We start from the raw sequence: 20,386 nt of genomic DNA on the forward strand, positions 1-20,386 counted from the left end.
GGTATATGTGCGGTAGATCACATTTTACTGGAAGAGAAAAACCGGCACTGCGGGCGGCATGTTGATGTTATTTCAGGCAATAACCCGGCAATCCCGCAGTACGGAGGCGATCTAAAATTCGGATCATTCGCTTTGCAACAGAGTATGAATCAGGCGACTTCTGCTAAGCGTTTGCCATAGGCATGCTGAAAAATATTATCCGATTCCGGCAACGCATGATAACCCTGACCTTCCGGTTGAATGACAAATTTCAAAGAATCGGATAGTTGTACGTCATTCTCGTCTTCGTCCTCGCCAATTACTGCATTTGAGGCGAAGGGGGAAATGGCCGAAGCAAAAGCCTTAACCATTGGTTCACGGCTTTTATACTGCGCATTCTTTAGATTAAGGGCGCTATGGATGATGGCGCAATCAATCATGGTACCGGTAAGCCAATCACATGAAGAAGAATACCCCGCGCTCCAGCGCAGGTTGCTGCCCTGGGTATGCTCCTGCAGCAAGTGCGTTTGGGAGCCTGCAAAACAGGAACCCAGCATTAATCCCTTGATATTGTACTCGCGGGATTTTTCATTAATGGCGATAAGTAGATCCTTGATAGAGACCTTACCGATACGGTTTTTGCTCCCATGTGCCGCAATATATACGATGGTGTTATCAAATTTCTGCCGACACAGACATTCAAGAGCAAACTTAAAACTCGGTTTATCGTGAAAATTTTGAAAATAGACCTCGGTATCGCCCCGCATCTTCGCAATTCCTTGTACAAACGGCAGCACTGATGAGCGGTTGGCATCGTAGTTATCAAGATTCCACGGTGATTCAAAAACCAGAATAGCGTTTTTGCATTTGCTTTTTGGCATGAAATATTCCCTTAAGGTAAATTAAATTTCTGCTGTATGAGTATTTAAATAAAATCGCACTTTTATTTTATCGGCCAACTCTGCAAATAATTGTCCAAAATCGCCATTGTTTCGCTACGCGCAAATAAGTTATTAGGGACTTCCACTCCGTTGTCATCGCTTCCGATGATCACCTCAAACAGGAAATCCTTATGAACCTTAACGCGAAGCGTCAGGGCGTTACGCCTTTTTCTTTTGCAAAGCCAGCTGACTATAAATCCACTATAACAGAACTGCAGGGGCTGTTGGAAAGCCGCCATTTAGCGTGGCTGGATATTTGTGAAGGAGAGAACAAAGCCATTATATTTCGCTGTAATCTGAAGCAAAGTGTGTTCCGTAATATTCAGTTCAGCAGTTTATTGATTAACCGCTGCTATATAGACGAGCTCTGTTTCGAGAATTGCGATATGCGCAATGTCTTTTTCTCAAATAGCGTCATTACAAAGCCGATCCGCTTACGTCATTGCCAGGTGGCGGGAATGCGGCTGCTAAATATGCCGCGCAGAATGTTTATTTTTGAGGAGTGTACCGGCGTCGGGCAAATTGTGTTTGCCTGAGACCGGTAGAGCACAATCAGTGCGCCTGGCGTGGATCGCCAGCGATTTCATCGGTCTTCTGCCTGGTCTCTTCGCTTTGATTCAGGGCATTGTTAGCCGCTTTCTCCGCATGGGCTGCACTATAGGCCGCCAGATGTGAAACCACGATGGCATAAATACTCATCAGGGAGACCCAGAGGATACTGTTTTTCCACCACAGAAGGGTGGGTATGGTTAACATCGCCCAGACCAGGGCCAGAATCAGGTGGAATTTAGCGAGGCTTTTTGCGTTGATCTTCACTTGCATTGTCTTTTCTCTAATCTCAAATTATCGAGCCAGGTAAGCGCTTAATACTTTTTAAGATTAGCCAGGTCTGCCGCCGTTTCCGGTGAATTTTGTTACCGTATGTACAGCCGGGCAAGCGAGCATAAAAAAACCGGCCCCTGAGGGCCGGTCTTTATACGCGCATAAAAGCGTGCGGCAAGCGTATTAACGCATGGTCACAAACTCTTCTGCCGCCGTCGGGTGGATCGCCACGGTATTATCAAAGTCTTTCTTGGTGGCACCCATTTTCAGTGCCACCGCAAAGCCCTGCAGGATCTCATCCATACCGAAGCCGATGCCGTGAATACCGACAATCTTCTCTTCCGGGCCGACGCAAACTAACTTCATGCGGCACGGCTGACGGTGAGAGGTCACCGCGGTATACATGGCGGTAAAGGCCGATTTATACACTTTCACCTGGTCGTCGCCATAGTGCGCACGCGCCTGGGGCTCGGTTAAACCGACGGTGCCGATTGGCGGGTGGCTGAAGACCACTGTCGGGATGTTGCTGTAGTCCAGGTGCTCGTCCGGCTTGTTGTTAAACAGACGCTCGGAGAGACGGCGGCCAGCGGCCACCGCCACCGGGGTCAGCTCAACGGCACCGGTGTTATCGCCCACCGCGTAAATACCCGGCACGCTGGTGTTCTGGAACTTATCGACAACGATGTAGCCCTTCTCGTTGGTCTTCACGCCCGTGACGGCCAGGTTGAAGTTGTCGTTTGCCGGTTCACGACCAATGGCCCAGATCAGGCAATCCACGGTCTGGCTGCGGCCATCTTCCAGTTCCAGCGTCAGGCTGCCGTCGGCGTTTTTAACCACCGCTTTCGGAATGGCTTCCGTGTGCAGATGCGGGCCTTCGGCGTTCATGACTTCTACCAGCGTATCGACGATCAGCGGATCGAAGTTGCGCAGCGGAGCGTGTTTACGTACGAACAGGTGCGCTTCAGCGCCCAGACCGTTAATCACACCCGCCAGCTCGACGGCAATGTAACCCGCGCCAACGATGGCAACGCGTTTCGGCAGAGCCGGCAGCTCAAAGAAACCGTCGGAGTCGATACCGTATTCCGCGCCCGGAATAGCCGGGTGGCTCGGACGACCACCGGTGGCGATCAGGATGTGATCTGCAGTGATCGTCTCGCCGTTCACTTCGATGGTCTTCGCATCAACGAAACGGGCAAAACCGCGGATCACATCGACGTTATTCTTGCCCAGCACGTTGTCGTAGGAGGTATGGATACGGTCGATATAGGCTGTACGGCTGGCGATCAGGCGATCCCAGTCAAAGTTATTGATAGTGGTATCAAAACCATAGTCCGGGCCATAGAGGTGAATGGCCTCACGGATCTGCGCTGCATGCCACATCACTTTTTTCGGTACACAACCGACGTTGACGCAGGTGCCGCCGAGGTCTTTCGCTTCAATCAGGGCGCACTTCTGGCCATACATGGCGGCACGGTTAATCGAGGCGATACCGCCGCTGCCGCCGCCAATTGCGATGTAGTCATAATGCTTGGTCATGGTCTTATCCTTAATCGTTAATTGCCGCGATTGTATACCTGAAATCAATAGCTTCCACCGATTGCTGTAATTACTCCGGCACGATCCAGCTGACGCTGGTGTGGCCCGTACCGGCCGGAACCAGCTTTTTATGCAGCCACGGCAGGACGTTGTTCATCTGCGCTTCCAGCTTCCACGGTGGGTTAACCACGATCATGCCGGAGGCGGTCATGCCGCGGCGATCGCTGTCCGGAAGAACCGCCAGCTCAATTTGCAGGATCTTACGGATGCCTGTCGCTTCCAGGTCCTTGATCATGCGCTTGATTTGCGCACGCAGCACCACCGGATACCACAGGGCATAGGTGCCGGTAGCAAAGCGTTTGTAACCTTCGTGAATACCCGCGACCACGGCCTGATAATCACTTTTGATCTCATACGGTGGGTCGATCAGCACCAGGCCGCGACGGGATACCGGCGGGAGCTTCGCTTTCAGCTGCTGATAGCCGTCCGATTTTTCCACGCGCGCGCGGCTGTCTTTCTGGAATTCAGAGCGCAGCAGCGGGTAGTCGCTCGGGTGCAGTTCGGTCAGCTGGATGCTGTCCTGCTCGCGCAGCAGCTGGCGGGCAATCAGCGGTGAGCCCGGGTAGTAACGTAGCTGGCCGCTGCGGTTGTAGTGGTTGATAACGTTGATGTACGGCTCAAGCTCGGCCGGCAGGTCGTCCTGCTGCCAGATACGGGCGATGCCTTCGAGGTACTCCCCGGTACGCTCGGCGTGTTCACCGCTCAGCTGGTAGCGGCCCGCGCCGGCATGGGTGTCCAGATAGAGAAAAGGCTTATCTTTCTCTTTGAGCGCCTCGATAATCAGGCTCTGAACGGTATGTTTAAGAACGTCGGCGTGGTTGCCCGCGTGAAAGCTGTGGCGATAACTGAGCATGGGTAGATGTATTCCGATAATGACGATTGGCCACAGTTTACAGCAGAACGGCGCAGATTACCCGCAGGCCCGGCACGCCCCGTCGCGGCGGCTGTTTTTCTGTCACCCCAGCCATTGAAATTCACTACACTTAACCCCATCCTGGAACAATATGCTCGCGCAGGATGCGCGCTTCATTCACCCCTTTAACAGGACAGTGCTTATGACCAACCCATTACTGACGCCTTTTTCGTTGCCACCGTTTTCCTCCATTCTGCCTGAACATGTTGTTCCCGCTGTCACCAAAGCACTGGACGATTGCCGTGCCGCCGTCGAGAGCGTGGTTGCGCAGGGCGCGCCTTACACCTGGGAAAATCTGTGTCAGCCGCTGGCGGAAGTGGATGATGTGCTCGGTCGCATCTTCTCCCCGGTCAGCCACCTGAACTCGGTGAAAAACAGCCCGGAACTGCGTGAAGCCTACGAACAAACCCTGCCGCTGCTGTCGGAATACAGCACCTGGGTCGGGCAGCACGAGGGGCTGTACAAAGCGTATCGCGATCTGCGCGATGGCGATCACTATGCGACCCTGAATATCGCCCAGAAAAAGTCCGTTGATAACGCCCTGCGCGATTTTGAACTGTCGGGCATTGGCCTGGCGAAAGACAAACAGCAGCGCTACGGCGAAATCGCCACGCGCCTGTCCGAGCTGGGCAATCAGTACAGCAACAACGTGCTGGATGCCACCATGGGCTGGACCAAACTGATTACTGATGAAGCCGAACTGGCCGGCATGCCGGAGAGTGCGCTGGCGGCGGCGAAAGCCCAGGCCGAGGCGAAAGAGCAGGAAGGCTATCTGCTGACCCTGGATATCCCGAGCTATCTGCCGGTGATGACCTACTGCGACAACCAGGCCCTGCGTGAAGAGATGTATCGCGCCTACAGCACCCGCGCCTCCGATCAGGGGCCGAATGCCGGTAAGTGGGATAACACCCCGGTGATGGCTGAAATCCTCGCCCTGCGCCACGAGCTGGCACAGCTGCTGGGCTTCGACAGCTACGCCGATAAATCACTCGCCACTAAAATGGCCGAGAACCCGCAGCAGGTACTCGACTTCCTGACCGATCTGGCGAAACGCGCCCGTCCTCAGGGTGAGAAAGAGCTGGCCCAGCTGCGCGCCTTCGCGAAAGCGGAGTTCAGCGTGGACGAGCTGCAGCCGTGGGACATCGCTTACTACAGCGAAAAACAGAAACAGCACCTCTACAGCATCAGCGACGAGCAGCTGCGCCCGTACTTCCCGGAAAACAAAGCCGTTAACGGCCTGTTCGAAGTGGTGAAACGCATCTATGGCATCACCGCCAAAGAGCGCACCGATGTGGAAGTGTGGCACGACGACGTGCGTTTCTTCGAACTGTATGACGACAAAAACGAACTGCGCGGCAGCTTCTATCTGGATCTCTATGCCCGCGAAAATAAACGCGGCGGCGCCTGGATGGACGACTGCGTAGGCCAGATGCGCAAAGCCGACGGCTCGCTGCAAAAGCCAGTGGCCTACCTGACCTGTAACTTTAACCGTCCGGTCAACGGCAAACCTGCGCTGTTCACCCATGACGAAGTGATCACCCTGTTCCACGAGTTCGGTCACGGTCTGCACCATATGCTGACCCGAATCGAAGCCGCAGGCGTGGCTGGCATCAGCGGTGTACCATGGGATGCAGTCGAGCTGCCGAGCCAGTTTATGGAAAACTGGTGCTGGGAGCCGGACGCGCTGGCGTTCATCTCCGGCCACTACGAGACCGGCGAGCCGCTGCCCAAAGCGCTGCTGGATAAGATGCTGGAAGCGAAGAACTACCAGGCGGCGATGTTTATCCTGCGCCAGCTGGAGTTCGGCCTGTTCGATTTCCGTCTGCATGCCGAGTTCAGCCCGGAGCAGGGAGCAAAAGTCCTCGAAACCCTGGCAGAGATCAAGAAGCAGGTTGCCCTCATTCCAGGCCCGGCCTGGGGTCGCTTCCCGCACGCGTTCAGCCATATCTTTGCTGGCGGCTACGCAGCGGGCTACTACAGCTATCTGTGGGCCGACGTGCTGGCGGCGGATGCCTACTCCCGCTTCGAAGAAGAGGGGATTTTCAACCGCGAAACCGGTCAGTCGTTCCTTGATAACATCCTGACCCGCGGTGGTTCCGAGGAGCCAATGGAGCTGTTCAAACGCTTCCGTGGCCGCGAGCCGCAGTTGGACGCGATGCTTGAGCATTACGGCATCAAGGGTTAGTTGATTCGTGAAGATCCACTTAGCAGATGAAACAGGCGCCGGAGACGGCGCCTTATCTGTTCTGGCGGCCCGCTGGGGGCTGGAACACGATGAAGAGAACCTGATGGCGCTGGTGATGACGCCAGAGCATCTGGAATTGCGTAAACGCGACGAACCTAAACTCGGCGGCATTTTTGTTGATTTTGTCGGCGGGGCAATGGCGCACCGGCGCAAGTTCGGCGGCGGGCGCGGCGAAGCGGTCGCCAAAGCGGTGGGGATCAAGGGCAGCTATCTGCCGGACGTGGTGGACGCCACCGCCGGGCTGGGACGTGACGCCTTTGTGCTGGCCTCGGTGGGCTGTCGGGTGCGGATGCTGGAGCGTAATCCGGTGGTCGCCGCACTGCTGGATGACGGCCTGGCCCGCGGCTATGCCGACCCGGAAATCGGTGGCTGGTTGCAGGAGCGGTTACAGCTGATCCACGCCTCGAGCCTGACGGCGCTGACGGATATTTCCCCACGCCCGCAGGTGGTCTATCTCGACCCGATGTTCCCGCATAAGCAGAAAAGCGCGCTGGTGAAGAAAGAGATGCGGGTGTTTCAGTCGCTGGTAGGGCCGGATTTAGACGCCGATGGCCTGCTGGAGCCTGCCCGTCTGCTGGCAACGAAGCGGGTGGTGGTGAAACGCCCTGATTATGCACCGCCGCTGGCGGACGTTGCCACGACCAATGCGGTGACCACCAAAGGGCACCGGTTTGATATTTACGCCGGTACGCCGGAATAAAAAAGCCGGGTGGCGGCTTCGCCTTACCCGGCCTACAGTTTGGTTTTGCAGGCCCGGTAAGCGTTAGCGCTACCGGGCTTTTTTGCACTTACTCGTCGTCTTCGTCGCGCAGCGGCACAATCAACATATCCACGTGCACGGTGTTAATCAGCTGACGCGCGGAGGACATCAGCTTGCTCCAGAAGTCCTGGTGATGGCCGCAGACCACCAGATCCATATCGTATTTCTTGATTGCATCAACCAGCACCTGGCCCAGGTCGCCGCTGCCGCTCAGGGTTTCGGTGATGGGATAGCCCGCATTGGTGGAGAGTTCGGTCAGCGCCTGGTGGGTCTCTTCGGAGATACGCTTCTGCATGTCACCCAGATTCACGTCAATCAGGCCGGTATAGAGATCGGAGTAATTCACGTCCACGTGAATCAAGGAAACTTTCGCATTGTACGGACGCGCCATGGATACCGCTTTATCAACCAGGACTTTGCTCTCAGGGGAGAGGTCAACCGCGATAAGAATGTGTTTATAAGCCATAGTGTTACTCCTTCCTTAAGTTATCGATGACCAATGCGTGTAGCAGTCGTCTACCTGCTTTCATTACGGCCCAGTTAAACAAAATTTTCAAGCATTGGTGTTGATAACGATTAACCTTGTGGCAAAAAAATTAGTGGATCTCCTACACTATTGAATAAGCCGTTCGGATATTAAAATGTGAAGCCGATCCGCTTTTGAGTCTCTCTTTCACTGAACCGTCTGTCAGGGCATGGGTGCGGTAGTCCCGGAGCATTGCTTCGTGGGCGGACGCCGGGGAGGAAGTATGATTAGCACCGTCGCATTATTTTGGGCGTTATGTGTGGTTTGCATCGTGAATATGGCGCGTTATTTCTCGTCTTTGCGCGCCCTGTTAGTGGTACTGCGTGGCTGCGATCCGTTGCTTTATCAATATGTCGACGGCGGGGGCTTCTTTACCTCGCACGGGCAGCCCAGCAAACAGATGCGCCTGGTGTGGTATATCTACGCCCAGCGTTATCGCGATCATCATGACGATGAGTTTATCCGTCGCTGCGAGCGCCTGCGCCGTCAGTTCATTCTGACCAGCGCGCTGTGCGGCCTGGTGGTTGTGAGCATGGTGGCTCTCCTCATCTGGCATTGAGCGTAAAAAAAAGCGGGCCAGTTTCCTGACCCGCTCTTCGCGTTACCTGCCTGCGATTAGATAAATTGCAGGGAGATCCAGTACAGACCGCCAGACAGCAGAATTGATGCCGGCAGGGTGAACACCCAGGCCATCAGAATGCTGGTGACAGTTTTGCGCTGCAGACCGCCGCCATCAACCAGCATGGTACCCGCCACGGACGAAGAGAGTACGTGGGTTGTGGATACCGGCATACCGGTGTAGCTGGCCAGACCGATTGAGACCGCTGCCGTCATCTGAGCAGACATCCCCTGGGCATAGGTCATGCCTTTCTTACCGATCTTCTCGCCAATGGTGGTTGCCACACGACGCCAGCCGACCATCGTACCGAGACCCAGCGCCAGCGCGACCGCCATGATGATCCAGATCGGTGCGTACTCGATGGTATTCAGCATGTCGACTTTCAGTTTCTTCAGCAGACGCTGGTCGTCAGAAGAGACTTCAGGCAGCTTAGAGACTTTCTCGGTCACGTCAGAGATGCACAGCATGATGCGACGCATCTGGCCACGCTGCTCTGGGGTGAGTTTGTCGTAGCTCTCGACGTCCGTCAGCATGCCTTTCGCACGCTCCAGCGCGTTGATCGCATTGGCCGGATGGCAGTGGAACTCAGCCGGTTTAGTTGCGCCCGCTTCCGGGGAAGGGATCAGCTGATCAACGCCGGTCGCTTTTTTCAGCAGGTCAGGACGCTGCTGGAAATAGGTTTCGACGTTGTTGATTGCGTCTCGGGTACGGGTAATTTCGTAACCGGTAGCATTCATATTCACCACGAAGCCCGCAGGGGCCACGCCGATTAACACCAGCATCACCAGACCAATCCCTTTCTGACCGTCGTTCGCGCCATGAGAGAAGGCGACGCCGATAGCAGAGACGATCAGAGCGATACGCGTCCAGAATGGCGGTTTTTTCTTACCGTCTTTCTTTTCACGCTCGGCTGGCGTCAGGTGGATACGGGCACGTTTTTTGGTGCCGCTCCAGTAACGACGCAGCAGGAAGATTAACCCCCCCGCGACCACCAGACCGACAATCGGGGAAACAATCAGTGAACCGAAAATACCCAGAACTTTAGGAATATTCAGCGCGTCCACCACAGACGTACCGGTCATCAACGCATTGGTTAAACCAATACCGATGATAGCGCCGATCAGCGTGTGAGAACTGGATGCTGGCAGGCCGAAATACCAGGTACCGAGGTTCCAGATAATTGCGGCAAACAGCAGTGAGAACACCATGGCCAGGCCATGGCCGGAGCTGACATTCAGTAGCAGATCCGTTGGCAGCATATGCACAATGGCGTAGGCTACGCTCAGACCTCCCAGAAGAACACCAAAGAAGTTAAACACCGCAGCCATCACCACCGCAACTTGCGATCGTAAAGCACGGGTGTAGATAACGGTTGCGACTGCGTTCGCAGTGTCGTGGAAGCCGTTAATCGCTTCGTAGAACAATACAAAGGCCAGAGCAAGCAAGAGTAAAAGCCCGGTATGAAAATCCAGGCCGGCAAACAAATGTAGCATAGGACGTTACGCCATCTTGAGGACATGAACGCGGCGCATTATCCAGGACAAATGCGCAACGGGCAAAGTGAAATATAGACTTTTTTTGATTTGCCTACTGACATAAGCGTAGCAGTAAAAGAATTATTTTTTAAATTTCAATAAAATGAACGAGATCGCGGATATTTGCGCTGGCACGCTTCTTGAGGAAACTTTACAATCCGCGCCCTCAAAACCAGGAGAATCGAGACGTGGAAAAGTATGATGCCATCATTATTGGCGCCGGTGCGGCGGGTTTATTCTGTGCGGCGATGGCCGGACAGGCGGGACGCCGGGTTCTGCTGCTCGATAACGGTAAAAAACCTGGTCGAAAAATCCTGATGTCGGGCGGGGGCCGCTGTAACTTTACTAACCTTTATATCGAGCCTGCGGCCTATCTGAGTCAGAACCGTCATTTTTGCAAATCTGCCCTTGCCCGCTACACCCAGTGGGACTTTATTGATCTGGTGGGGAAACACGGCATCGCCTGGCATGAGAAAACCCTCGGGCAGCTGTTTTGCGACGATTCGGCGCAGCAGATTGTCGATATGCTGGTGGCTGAGTGCGAAAAAGGGCAGGTTACCCTGCGTCTGCGCAGCGAAGTGCTGGAAGTTGCTCGCGACGAGGCGGGATACACTTTACAGCTGAACGGCGAAACGGTGAGCGCGGAAAAGCTGGTGATCGCCAGCGGCGGGCTCTCGATGCCGGGCCTGGGTGCGTCGCCGTTCGGCTATAAAATTGCCGAGCAGTTTGGCCTGAAGGTGCTTCCGACCCGTGCCGGTCTGGTGCCCTTCACCCTGCATAAGCCTTTGCTGGAGCAGCTGCAAACCCTCTCCGGCGTCTCGGTGCCTTCAGTCATCACGGCGGAAGACGGCATCCTGTTCCGTGAGAACCTGCTCTTCACCCATCGCGGCCTCTCCGGCCCGGCGGTCCTGCAAATCTCCAGCTACTGGCAGCCGGGAGAGTTCGTCACCGTCAACTTAGTGCCGGACTGCGATCTGGCGAGCTTCCTCGATGAGCAGCGCACGGCGCATCCGAATCAGAGCCTGAAAAACACCTTAGCCATGCAGCTGCCGAAGCGGCTGGTGGAGTGCCTGCAGCTGCTGGGGCAAATTCCCGATCTGACGCTGAAGCAGCTTAACAGCCGCGACCAGCAGACGCTGGTGGAGACCTTAACCGCCTGGCGCGTGCAGCCCAACGGCACCGAAGGCTATCGCACTGCGGAAGTGACCCTCGGCGGCGTGGATACCAATGAGCTGTCGTCGCGCACCATGGAGGCCCGCAACGTGCCGGGACTCTATTTTATCGGCGAGGTGGTGGACGTCACCGGCTGGCTGGGCGGGTATAACTTCCAGTGGGCATGGGCCAGCGCCTGGGCCTGCGCAGAGGCGCTGGCGGCATGTGAACCGACAATAAAGTCTGTAGTTTGAAGACAAAGTTTGTAGTTTGGGAAAAATTGTTTGTAGTTGAACATTGGATTGACACTATTGCAGTAATAAATACTTGTAATTTTGGTGAATACTTTCCATTAAAAGGGACTCCAAAAAGGAGTCCCCCCTTAAGAATAAATATCATTCTGAAGAGCTTTGTGAGTCATTTGCAATGTTTCGGTATCTATAAAAACTATCATGTAATGGCGGTAGGATTTTTGTCTTTCTATATATTCACGTCATATTTTTCGCTTTAACTCTAAACCAAACCGTCAATAATGATTTAGCAATCGGGTCTTCGTTAATGCACGGTGAAGCAAACTAACGATGGACTTCCAATGTATCATTACAAACCGTATGTCTTACTTTTATGAATAAATACAATAAGTTGAACTTTCATTAGGACGGTAAGGCTATAGGGTTAAGCCTAAGTCGCTTGGCTACTTAACTGGAGGATGGGTTTATCTGCAGTCTTGAAAGTTAATGGTTTCCTAAAGGATGGAAGGAGGCCTGATATTTATCATCAGGCCTTCAAACTAATATTTATAATTAATTTAATTAATTGTTTTCATAATTCTACCCAGCGCCTGAAAATAACACTCGCATTTACCCCACCAAATCCAAACCCATTTGACATGGCATTGTCTATTTCCATATTCCTGGCCGAATGTCTGACAAAATTGATGCCATCAGCGTTTGGATCGGGATTAAACAGATTGAGCGTAGGCGGAGCAATCTGGTGAAGCAGCGAGAGCACCGTGAAAATGGCCTCTACACCTCCGGCTGCACCTAGCATGTGTCCTGTGGCCGATTTCGTTGAACTGACCGCCACGGAATTGCTGGCGCCAAACAGGCTTTTAATTGCCGCAATTTCACATCGATCGCCGGTTGGGGTGGATGTTGCGTGAGCATTGATATACTGAATATCGTCAGGGCTGAGGCCAGCTTGTTTCAGGGCCTGTATCATCGCTCTTTCCGCACCATTTCCATCTGCCGGGCCTGCTGTCAGGTGATACGCATCAGCACTTGTGCCATATCCTGTCAGCTCTGCGAGAGGTACAGCCCCCCTTGCTAAAGCATGCTCCAGAGATTCAATCACAAGAATGCCAGCCCCGTCAGCCATGACAAATCCGTCTCTGTCAGCATCGAAAGGACGGGAGGCTGATTGGGGAAGTGAGTTGAAGCGCATCGACAGTGCTCTGGCGGCGGCAAATCCCCCCAGGGTCACCCTGTTCAGTGCAGCTTCAGTCCCACCGCACACGGCAATATCGGCCTCATCGCTTATTATCATCCTTGCAGCATCACCAATTGCCTGGACGCCTGCCGCACACGCCGTTACGGGAGCCCCCAGCGGCCCCTTAAACCCGTAATGGATGGAGATATTTCCTGCTGCCATATTGGGTAGGAAAGACGGCACGGTAAAAGGCGATAATCTCCTGGGGCCTCTCGAATCCGTGGTGCGTACAGCCTCCGACATCGAACTAAACCCCCCTATACCCGTTGCGATGACGGTTGCAGTACGGATACGTTGTTGTTCTTCCTGCGGATGCCAGTTTGCCTGAACGAGAGCCTCTTCTGCCGCCACCAGAGCATATTCAGTAAAACTGTCCATTTTTTTCCGGTCTTTGGCTGGAATTAACGTATCAGATATGAGTCCTGCCTCATCATTTTCACCCGACGGTACCAGGCCCCCGACGGCAACCCCGGTACCATCAGTGATATCTTCAGGAAGCAGTCTGATTCCTGAACAGCCGTTTATAAGCCCCTTCCAGACATGATCTACACCGCATCCGAGTGGGCTGACAATACCCATACCGGTAACCACGATTCTTTTACGTGTTGATTTTTTCATGTACACCTCATGAAGGTACGTGCGAGTTGATTTATTCGGGGCGGAATCACACCGCCCCTTACATATCAGGAACGTGATTCCATTTGCCCGACATTCCCTTCATCAGGACGCGGTTTGATTTTGAACCAGATTGAATACATTGCAGGCAGGAAGACCAGCGTCATCACTGTTCCACCTATTGTTCCACCAATAAGTGTGTAGGCCAGGGTTCCCCAGAACACAGAGTGGGTCAGGGGCATGAAGGCTAGAACGGCTGCAAGTGCTGTCAGTAGAACCGGACGTGAACGCTGCACCGTCGCTTCGATAACCGCATGGTAGGGATCGAGCCCTTCCTTCTCGTTATGATGAATTTGCCCAATCAATATCAGCGTGTTACGCATCAGTATTCCTGATAACGCGACCAGGCCGACAAGTGCATTTATACCGAATGGCTGATTGAATAGCAGTAATGTTGGCACCACACCTATCAGACCCAGGGGACTGGTAGCAAAAACCATGATCATGGCGGCAATCGATCTCACCTGCATGATGATGATGAGCAGCGTCAGCGCAATCATTATTGGGAAGAGCGGTACCATGGCATTACTGGCTTTAGCGGATTCCTCAATGGCTCCCGCCATTTCGATCCGGTATCCGTCAGGGAGCCCATCTAACACTGGCTTTAATTCTTTCATGACCGCCACAGATACATCCGGTGGCTGAAGCCCTTCTGCAATATCTCCGCGAACAGTAATTACTGGCGTTCTGTCACGACGCCGGAGCAGAGGATCTTCCATCACCACCTCTACTTTTCCGACCTGGGTTAACGGAATTCGCTGCCCCTGAGCGCCGGTCAGGGTCAATGATGAAATTTGCGCGGGATCGGTGCGTACGTTACCCAGAGCTCTGCCTGTGATCTGCACAGAACGGATATCTTCTCTCACCTCGGTAATCGGTGCGCCAGAGAGCATGAACTGCAGCTGTTGAGAAACTGCTGCGGTGCTTAAGCCGACGGCATTAAGCCGGTTCTGGTCAAGAACAAATCGTAATGACGGAACCCGTGTACCCCAGTCGGTATTAACAGTTCTCATCATTGGATTTTTCTCCATGATATCCTTAACTTTCGCTGAGATATCACGGAGAACAGAAGGATCGGGTCCCATAACCCTGAACGCGATGGGATAGGGTGTATATGGTCCAAATACCAGTTGCGTAACGCGAACCTGCGCTTCAGGAGCGAGACCGTCACTGATGGCTTGTCTTAAACGAAACTTGAGCTCTTCCCGCTCTGTTGGATCTGCTGTCAGGACAACGATTTTAGCAAAGGAAGGATCGGGTAGCTCCGGCGCCATGGCCAGATAAAAACGTGCTGCGCCCTGCCCGATGTAAGATGTCACTTCACTACTTTCTTTTTGTTCCCTCAGCCAGCTTTCAACTTTTACCGCGGTCCGGGTGGTGCTCTCGATAGAGGTGCCATACGGCATCTGTATTTCAACAAGGACTTCCGGTCTGTCAGATATCGGGAAGAACTGTTTGTTAACAAACCCCATACCGACTATGGCCAGGGCAAATGAACCAATAACAACCCCAGCGACGATCCATTTTCTGGTAATCACTTTTGCCAGAATATTTCTGAACCGGTTGTAATTTTTGGTGTTATAGATTGCAGCATGTCCCCCTTCCACCTTTTTCAATTCCGGCAAAAGTTTGACCCCCAGGTACGGGGTGAACACCACGGCTACCACCCATGATGCAATCAGGGCGATACCGACAATCCAGAACATATTGCTGGTGTACTCACCCGCAGTCGAAGGGGCGAAACCATTTGGCATAAAACCGATGGCGGTCACCAGCGTTCCGGATAACATTGGAGCAGCTGTATGACTCCAGGCATAGGCAGAGGCTTTTACGCGGCTGTATCCCTCCTCCATTTTTACGACCATCATCTCTATCGCGATGATGGCGTCATCCACCAACAAACCCAGGGCAAGGATAAGCGAGCCCAGAGTAATACGGTCAAAGTTCTTCCCTGTGGACGCCATAATGATGAAAACGACAGCAAGTGTCAGCGGTACTGCAGCGGCGACAACAATGCCGACGCGCCAGCCCATACTGACAAAACACACAACCATCACGACCAGTAATGCTGCGAAAAATTTCAGCATAAATTCATCGACGGCTGCACTGATATTCACTGACTGATCCGTCACTTTTGTGAATGTCATGCCTAACGGAAGTGTTTCGCTAATTTTCTGGGATTCATCATCAAGTGCTTTCCCGAGATCGAGCCCGTTCCAGCCATCTTTCATGATCACGCCCAACAGTAGAGCGGGGTCACCATTATTACGGACCTGGAAAGTCGCAGGATCTTCATATCCGCGTTCAACTTCAGCGATATCAGATAATCTTAGCGTTTTACCTTTTACGACCACCGGGGTTTCACGTATTTTGGACAGCTCGTCAAACGCACCTTCGAGACGTAAAAACACCTGTGAACCTGATGTATCAATAGAGCCTGCAGGTGTCAGTACGTTCTGATTATTCAGTGCTGAGAAGATGACTTCCGGGGATATGCCAAGCGTTGCCAGCCTTTCATGCGAGAAGGAAACAAATATACGTTCGGACTGTTCCCCAATAATATTGACTTTCTTAACCCCGGGAACGTGTAACAGTTGCTGGCGCAGTTTTTCAGCATCACGCACAAGCAGGCGTTGAGGCTCCCCCCGCGCCTTAAGCGCGAAGATAGCAAACGTGACATCAGAGAATTCATCATTGACCATCGGTCCAATCACACCGGCAGGGAGATTCCCTGTTTCATCGCCGATTTTCTTGCGTGCCTGGTAAAACTCTTCCTGAACAACGGAGGGCGGCGCGCTATCCTTGAGCGATACCACGCTGAAGGCCAGGCCGGGTCTGGTATAGGTCTCAGTACGGTCGTACCAGTTCAGCTCCTGCATACGTTTTTCAATGGGCTCAGCAACCAGGTCCTGCATTTCCTGTGCTGTCGCACCTGGCCATGCCGTAATGACTGTAAACTGTTTTACTGTGAACGGGGGATCCTCCGCCCTTCCCAGCTTGAGGAAGGCGATAATGCCGGCAACGGTAATAAGCAGGATCAGGAATAAGGTTACCGACTTTTCACGCACAGCCAGAGCGGAAAGGTTGAAGCGATTTTCACTCATTTGCCGTCTCCTTCACACCCGGCTCTGACATGAGTAGCGGGCGAACCTGTTCACCGTCATGCAAAAGATGAGCACCCAGCGCAACTATCTGATTACCAGGTTCCAGCGCACTCTTCACGACAACGGACTCGCTACCAAGACTGACGATTTTTACCGGCGTCCAGGCTGCTTTCGCAGGCTTACCCACCACCCGCCATACGCCCGGCCCTTTTCCTGCGTCATGAATTGCCCCGGTTGGAACAGTGATCCCCTGAGCTGAATCTTCTTCATGAATTTTGACAGAAACAGTGCTGCCCAGAGGGGCCAGCGAAAGTGGGGAATCAAGCACATATCGCGCTTCAAAAGTCCGGGTTAGAGGATCTGCTGAATCAGATAATTGTCGGAGCGTTGCTTTCACAGAGGTACGGGGATCGCCATACAGACTGGCCGTTGCTTCACTGCCGGTTTTGGGGCGCAGCGTTTCCGGTAAACTGATTATCGCTTCCCTTTGACCGGCACGGGCAAGCCTGATGACTGTTTGCCCCGCCGACACCACCTGGCCGGGTTCAGCCAGGGTATCCATCACCGTCCCGTCAGCATCAGCCCTGAGCACCGCGTAGTTTGTGGCATTTCTGGCAACGTTAGCCTGTGCAATCGCCGCTCTTAAGTCTGCCTGTGCCGTTGCCGCCTGTGCTTTTACCTGATCATACGCTGAAGCCGAGATCGCGCCGGTGCCTACAAGACCTCTGTAACGACGTTCATCTTCAGCGGTTTGATTTGCACGCGCTTTTGCTGCAGCAACGGCCTGTTCCTGAGCCTTTGCCTGCAGACCTAAATCTTCAGGATCGATCAGCATAAGCGGCTGTCCCGCTTTGACATTCTGTCCCTGATTGACAAGGCGTTCCTGAATTTTCCCGGCTACACGGAAGCCTAAATCACTTTCAACGCGTGATGCGACAGTGCCCGTAAAAGTTAGCGAGGTATTTGAGGTGCCCTGAACACTGGCCACTCTGACGAGTGGTGGCTGTGTTCTGGGATCTTCAGTCTGAGCTGAATCGCCGCAGGCAGTAATGGACAGGCTCATCAGACCCACAGCAACTGAAAGTAACTTTACCCGAAACATAGGTTCCCTTTTAGGAGAGGTAGAAAACCTAATATTCGTTCAAGTGACCAATTTAGTCAATGGTCACATCAAGGCATCAGACTTTTTAGTATGAGTGACGGGAGCTGTTGTGCAGCCTGAGTGGCTACATCCAGGTTGTACTGCAGTTGAACCGGATTAATGTACGGGAGAAGAACGAGAAAAATAGCATCCACAGTTTCATCCAGGGGTGAACGCCTTTCAAACTCCCCGTTCAGGCGTCCTTCGTTAATGATTCCTGCAAGTATTTTCTTTAATTGATTCGTATGGTTAACGGTAGAAGACCACTGCTCAACGCTTGCCGCTGCGGCAATGTCATACAGTTTTCTGTCATGGAAAAACAAGTCGCTGTTTGCATCAATCAGCGCTCTGAACAGCAGTCTTAATTTTTCTGACGATGAGATCGAATCGGCAATTTTGGCTTCAACGATATCCATGATCATCCGCAGTCTGTTGGCGCAGATAACTTCTCCAATTGCCTGTTTAGAGTTAAAAAACTTATAGATATAGGCTTTTGAAAAACCAATTGATTTTGCCAGTTCGGCAACGGTGGTTTTTTCGTATCCATAGTGGCCGAAATATTCGGTAGCAGACTGTACAATCTGGTCCCTGACGCTGTGTTCTGCAGGTCCTCTGGTTTCGTCCTGTGTCGGCATGAAAACATCCCCTCTGTGTAAACAGTAAACTTAATTGACAATCCTGTGACCATTATACAATATGGTCACAGGTTAGTAAGTGTATTTCTCAAATCAAGAGTGCGAAATGGTATCTAAACGAAACATAGCCGGATTAATGAGTTCTTTGCTCATCGCTGGCTGCACCGTCGGGCCAGACTATTCCAGACCATCCTCAGCTTTGCCCGATCGCTATGTGACCACTGAATCCGGCTCCTCAGCGGTTCAGAATCATGATCCTACCAGCCTTGCAGCGTGGTGGATAAATTTTAAAGATCCCATACTGAACCAACTCATTGAACACGCACTCGGACAAAATCTAGAGCTGGAACAAGCCAGAGCGCGTATCAGTCAAGCGGAGGCAGGTTCAGATTATGCCACAGCAACCCTGTTGCCTTCGGGTAACGCTTCTGCTCAGGCCAGCCGTAATTATCAGTCCATTGAGACACCTGAAGGCCGGTTGATGGTAAACAGCCCCGACTATGACAGATATGGTAACAGCTACGACGGTAATGTCTCGGCTCAGTGGGAGATTGACATATTTGGCGGTTTACAGCGAAACCGTGAGTCAGCCATCTCACTCTATGCGTCAACCGTGGCTCAGGCTTCAGCGACGCGCCTGGGTATTACCTCAAGAACTGCGGAGACATACATCAGAATTCGTGGACTACAGGCGCGAATAGCAGTAGCGGAAAAGCAGCTTCGTACACGGCAGGAACTGCTGGAGAAAATATCCTTACTTAAGGACAAGGGACTCGCCTCTGATTACCAGGTCAGTCAGGCAGAAGGTAACTTTTACAACGTTAAGTCTCTCATTCCGACGCTGCAGGATAATCTCGCAAGAGAAATGAACGCAGTCGACGTTTTGCTGGGTGCTCCACCTGGCACATACCGTAGCATGCTGTCTCAGCCACAGGGCATTCCTGCTGCGCATCAAATAAATGATATCGGCAGTCCCGCGGACCTGTTAACACGCCGGCCGGATATCATTTCCGCCGAACGGCTGCTTGCTGCCACAAACGCTGATATTGGTTCTGCAATTGCCGAGTATTATCCTAAATTCAGTATCAGTGGACTCATCGGGACATCAACTTCCGTATCAAGCGGCAATATGTTTACAGGCCCGGCATCGCAGGCAGCGGGCATTTTCGGACTCCAGTGGAGGCTGTTCGATTTCGGTCGGATTAATGCAGACATAAAGGCGGCAAAAGGTCGTAATGCGGAGGCGCTTGCCAGCTACAGATTAACCGTCCTGCATGCCGCGGAAGATGTGGAAAACGCGTTATCTTCATCCATCCATACCCGCCAGCAGGCAGAAAGCCTGAAAAAAAGTAAAGAGGCCTTTGAAGCCGCGCGTGAAACGTCCTATTCAGCTTATAAAGCCGGAACCAGCAGTCTGATCGATGTTTTATATAATGACGAATCACTTCTGACTGCCTCAGATAACCTGGTACGGGCACAGGTTCAGAGCACTCTCGCTACCGTTTCAATATACAAAGCGCTGGGTGGTGGATGGTAGCATCCATATTGTTCTAAAACATCACATGACAACGAACCGGTAATTAATTTAATTTTCAGAGCGTTTACACCTGCGCAAGGAGGTCAAAATGATTGATAAAAGGAACTTTATATCTCATCTGATACTGTGGATTGATTCCAATAAAGAGCACAGGCTAAGCCTCGATGATGTTGCAAAAAAGTCCGGGTATTCAAAATGGCACCTGCAGCGAATTTTTCTGAAAGAAACCGGTAAGAGCCTGGGGAAATTTATGCGGGACAGAAGACTTGCCTGCATGACTGAAGAGTTACTGGTGACCGATGAAACAATTTTAAATCTGGCATTGAAGTATGGTTTTGAGTCACAGCAATCCTTAACCCGAACATTTACTAAAAAATACGGTACTCCTCCCCACCAGTACAGAATAAGAGCCAAGAAAACCAGCATTAATGGATAATTTTTTCTAAACAGTCATGTATATTGTGATTCGCCGTTTAACATTACTATAAATATAATGCTGTATAGGCAAAAATGCCTTTTAACCACTAGCGCCACTGTTAGTGGTTTTTTATTTAACTCCTCTAAAAATACATCTTTATTCGCGCAAGCGGCAAGGGATGACCATAGACACTATAACTTACACGGTAACCATTTTATCACCGAATTTCGGTAAAATATCCATGTTCCTGTGGCGACATTAATTTTCACTTCGTCATTCCAAGTGAAAATCTAAACCAGT

Annotated in this window: 17 protein-coding genes; 7 read left to right on the forward strand and 10 right to left on the reverse strand. The window is 52.4% G+C overall.

The annotated features are described in order from the left end of the window. Nucleotides 1-149: 149 nt before the first annotated feature. Nucleotides 150-860 carry a hypothetical protein gene (locus WFO70_RS19840; RefSeq protein WP_337018653.1) on the reverse strand — a complete coding sequence of 237 codons (711 nt, stop codon included), beginning with the start codon at nt 858-860 and terminating at the stop codon, nt 150-152. 191 nt (nt 861-1,051) lie between these two features. Between WFO70_RS19840 and WFO70_RS19845 the strand changes: the two genes are divergently transcribed. Next, nucleotides 1,052-1,456 carry a hypothetical protein gene (locus tag WFO70_RS19845; RefSeq protein WP_337018655.1) on the forward strand — a complete coding sequence of 135 codons (405 nt, stop codon included), beginning with the start codon at nt 1,052-1,054 and terminating at the stop codon, nt 1,454-1,456. Between the two features lie 16 nt (nt 1,457-1,472). On the opposite strand, the gene WFO70_RS19850 is transcribed toward WFO70_RS19845, so the two are convergent. The 3 genes from WFO70_RS19850 to WFO70_RS19860 all read right to left on the reverse strand — a co-directional run bounded on the left by WFO70_RS19850 (nt 1,473) and on the right by WFO70_RS19860 (nt 4,191). Next, nucleotides 1,473-1,742 carry a monooxygenase gene (locus WFO70_RS19850; RefSeq protein ID WP_337018657.1) on the reverse strand — a complete coding sequence of 90 codons (270 nt, stop codon included), beginning with the start codon at nt 1,740-1,742 and terminating at the stop codon, nt 1,473-1,475. A 183-nt stretch (nt 1,743-1,925) separates the two neighbouring features. Then, entirely contained in the window at nt 1,926-3,278 is a 1,353-nt protein-coding gene (gene gorA, locus WFO70_RS19855; protein ID WP_337018659.1) for a glutathione-disulfide reductase, read from the reverse strand. Between the two features lie 70 nt (nt 3,279-3,348). Then, on the reverse strand, nt 3,349-4,191 hold the full coding sequence (locus tag WFO70_RS19860) for a 23S rRNA (adenine(2030)-N(6))-methyltransferase RlmJ (protein ID WP_337018660.1): 843 nt from the start codon (nt 4,189-4,191) through the stop codon (nt 3,349-3,351). Between the two features lie 202 nt (nt 4,192-4,393). On the opposite strand from WFO70_RS19860, the gene prlC reads away from it, so the two are divergent. Both prlC and rsmJ read left to right on the forward strand, forming a co-directional pair. Continuing rightward, a complete protein-coding gene (prlC, locus tag WFO70_RS19865) occupies nt 4,394-6,436 on the forward strand; it encodes an oligopeptidase A (RefSeq protein ID WP_337018662.1) in 2,043 nt (680 codons plus the stop codon). A 7-nt stretch (nt 6,437-6,443) separates the two neighbouring features. Next, nucleotides 6,444-7,196 carry a 16S rRNA (guanine(1516)-N(2))-methyltransferase RsmJ gene (gene rsmJ, locus WFO70_RS19870; protein ID WP_337018663.1) on the forward strand — a complete coding sequence of 251 codons (753 nt, stop codon included), beginning with the start codon at nt 6,444-6,446 and terminating at the stop codon, nt 7,194-7,196. Between the two features lie 88 nt (nt 7,197-7,284). Here rsmJ and uspA read toward each other — a convergent pair whose 3' ends face one another. After that, a complete protein-coding gene (uspA, locus tag WFO70_RS19875) occupies nt 7,285-7,722 on the reverse strand; it encodes a universal stress protein UspA (RefSeq protein ID WP_032615029.1) in 438 nt (145 codons plus the stop codon). 283 nt (nt 7,723-8,005) lie between these two features. Here uspA and uspB point away from each other — a divergent pair, with 283 nt between their 5' ends. After that, on the forward strand, nt 8,006-8,341 hold the full coding sequence (uspB, locus tag WFO70_RS19880; RefSeq protein ID WP_106995298.1) for a universal stress protein UspB: 336 nt from the start codon (nt 8,006-8,008) through the stop codon (nt 8,339-8,341). Nucleotides 8,342-8,397: 56 nt separating this feature from the next. On the opposite strand, the gene pitA is transcribed toward uspB, so the two are convergent. After that, on the reverse strand, nt 8,398-9,894 hold the full coding sequence (gene pitA, locus WFO70_RS19885; RefSeq protein ID WP_333853201.1) for an inorganic phosphate transporter PitA: 1,497 nt from the start codon (nt 9,892-9,894) through the stop codon (nt 8,398-8,400). A 230-nt stretch (nt 9,895-10,124) separates the two neighbouring features. On the opposite strand from pitA, the gene WFO70_RS19890 reads away from it, so the two are divergent. Further along, on the forward strand, nt 10,125-11,342 hold the full coding sequence (locus WFO70_RS19890) for an NAD(P)/FAD-dependent oxidoreductase (protein WP_337018668.1): 1,218 nt from the start codon (nt 10,125-10,127) through the stop codon (nt 11,340-11,342). A gap of 568 nt (nt 11,343-11,910) precedes the next feature. On the opposite strand, the gene fabF is transcribed toward WFO70_RS19890, so the two are convergent. The 4 genes from fabF to WFO70_RS19910 all read right to left on the reverse strand — a co-directional run bounded on the left by fabF (nt 11,911) and on the right by WFO70_RS19910 (nt 18,131). Then, the gene (gene fabF / locus WFO70_RS19895; protein ID WP_337018669.1) at nt 11,911-13,194 is read right to left on the reverse strand and encodes a beta-ketoacyl-ACP synthase II; all 1,284 of its coding nucleotides are present in this window, start codon (nt 13,192-13,194) and stop codon (nt 11,911-11,913) included. 65 nt (nt 13,195-13,259) lie between these two features. Then, complete coding sequence (locus WFO70_RS19900; protein WP_337018671.1) at nt 13,260-16,355, reverse strand: efflux RND transporter permease subunit; 3,096 nt, start codon at nt 16,353-16,355, stop codon at nt 13,260-13,262. After that, a complete protein-coding gene (locus WFO70_RS19905) occupies nt 16,348-17,457 on the reverse strand; it encodes an efflux RND transporter periplasmic adaptor subunit (protein WP_313889757.1) in 1,110 nt (369 codons plus the stop codon). The genes WFO70_RS19900 and WFO70_RS19905 overlap by 8 nt, the downstream gene beginning before the upstream one ends. 68 nt (nt 17,458-17,525) lie before the next feature. Next, a complete protein-coding gene (locus WFO70_RS19910) occupies nt 17,526-18,131 on the reverse strand; it encodes a TetR/AcrR family transcriptional regulator (RefSeq protein ID WP_337018675.1) in 606 nt (201 codons plus the stop codon). Nucleotides 18,132-18,237: 106 nt separating this feature from the next. On the opposite strand from WFO70_RS19910, the gene WFO70_RS19915 reads away from it, so the two are divergent. Both WFO70_RS19915 and WFO70_RS19920 read left to right on the forward strand, forming a co-directional pair. Then, a complete protein-coding gene (locus WFO70_RS19915) occupies nt 18,238-19,668 on the forward strand; it encodes an efflux transporter outer membrane subunit (protein WP_337018677.1) in 1,431 nt (476 codons plus the stop codon). Nucleotides 19,669-19,756: 88 nt separating this feature from the next. Next, nucleotides 19,757-20,104 (forward strand): helix-turn-helix domain-containing protein, encoded by a 348-nt coding sequence (locus tag WFO70_RS19920; RefSeq protein WP_337018679.1) that lies wholly within the window; start codon nt 19,757-19,759, stop codon nt 20,102-20,104. Nucleotides 20,105-20,386: the final 282 nt, after the last annotated feature.

The organism is Leclercia sp. AS011 (assembly GCF_037152535.1).
GTDB lineage: Bacteria > Pseudomonadota > Gammaproteobacteria > Enterobacterales > Enterobacteriaceae > Enterobacter.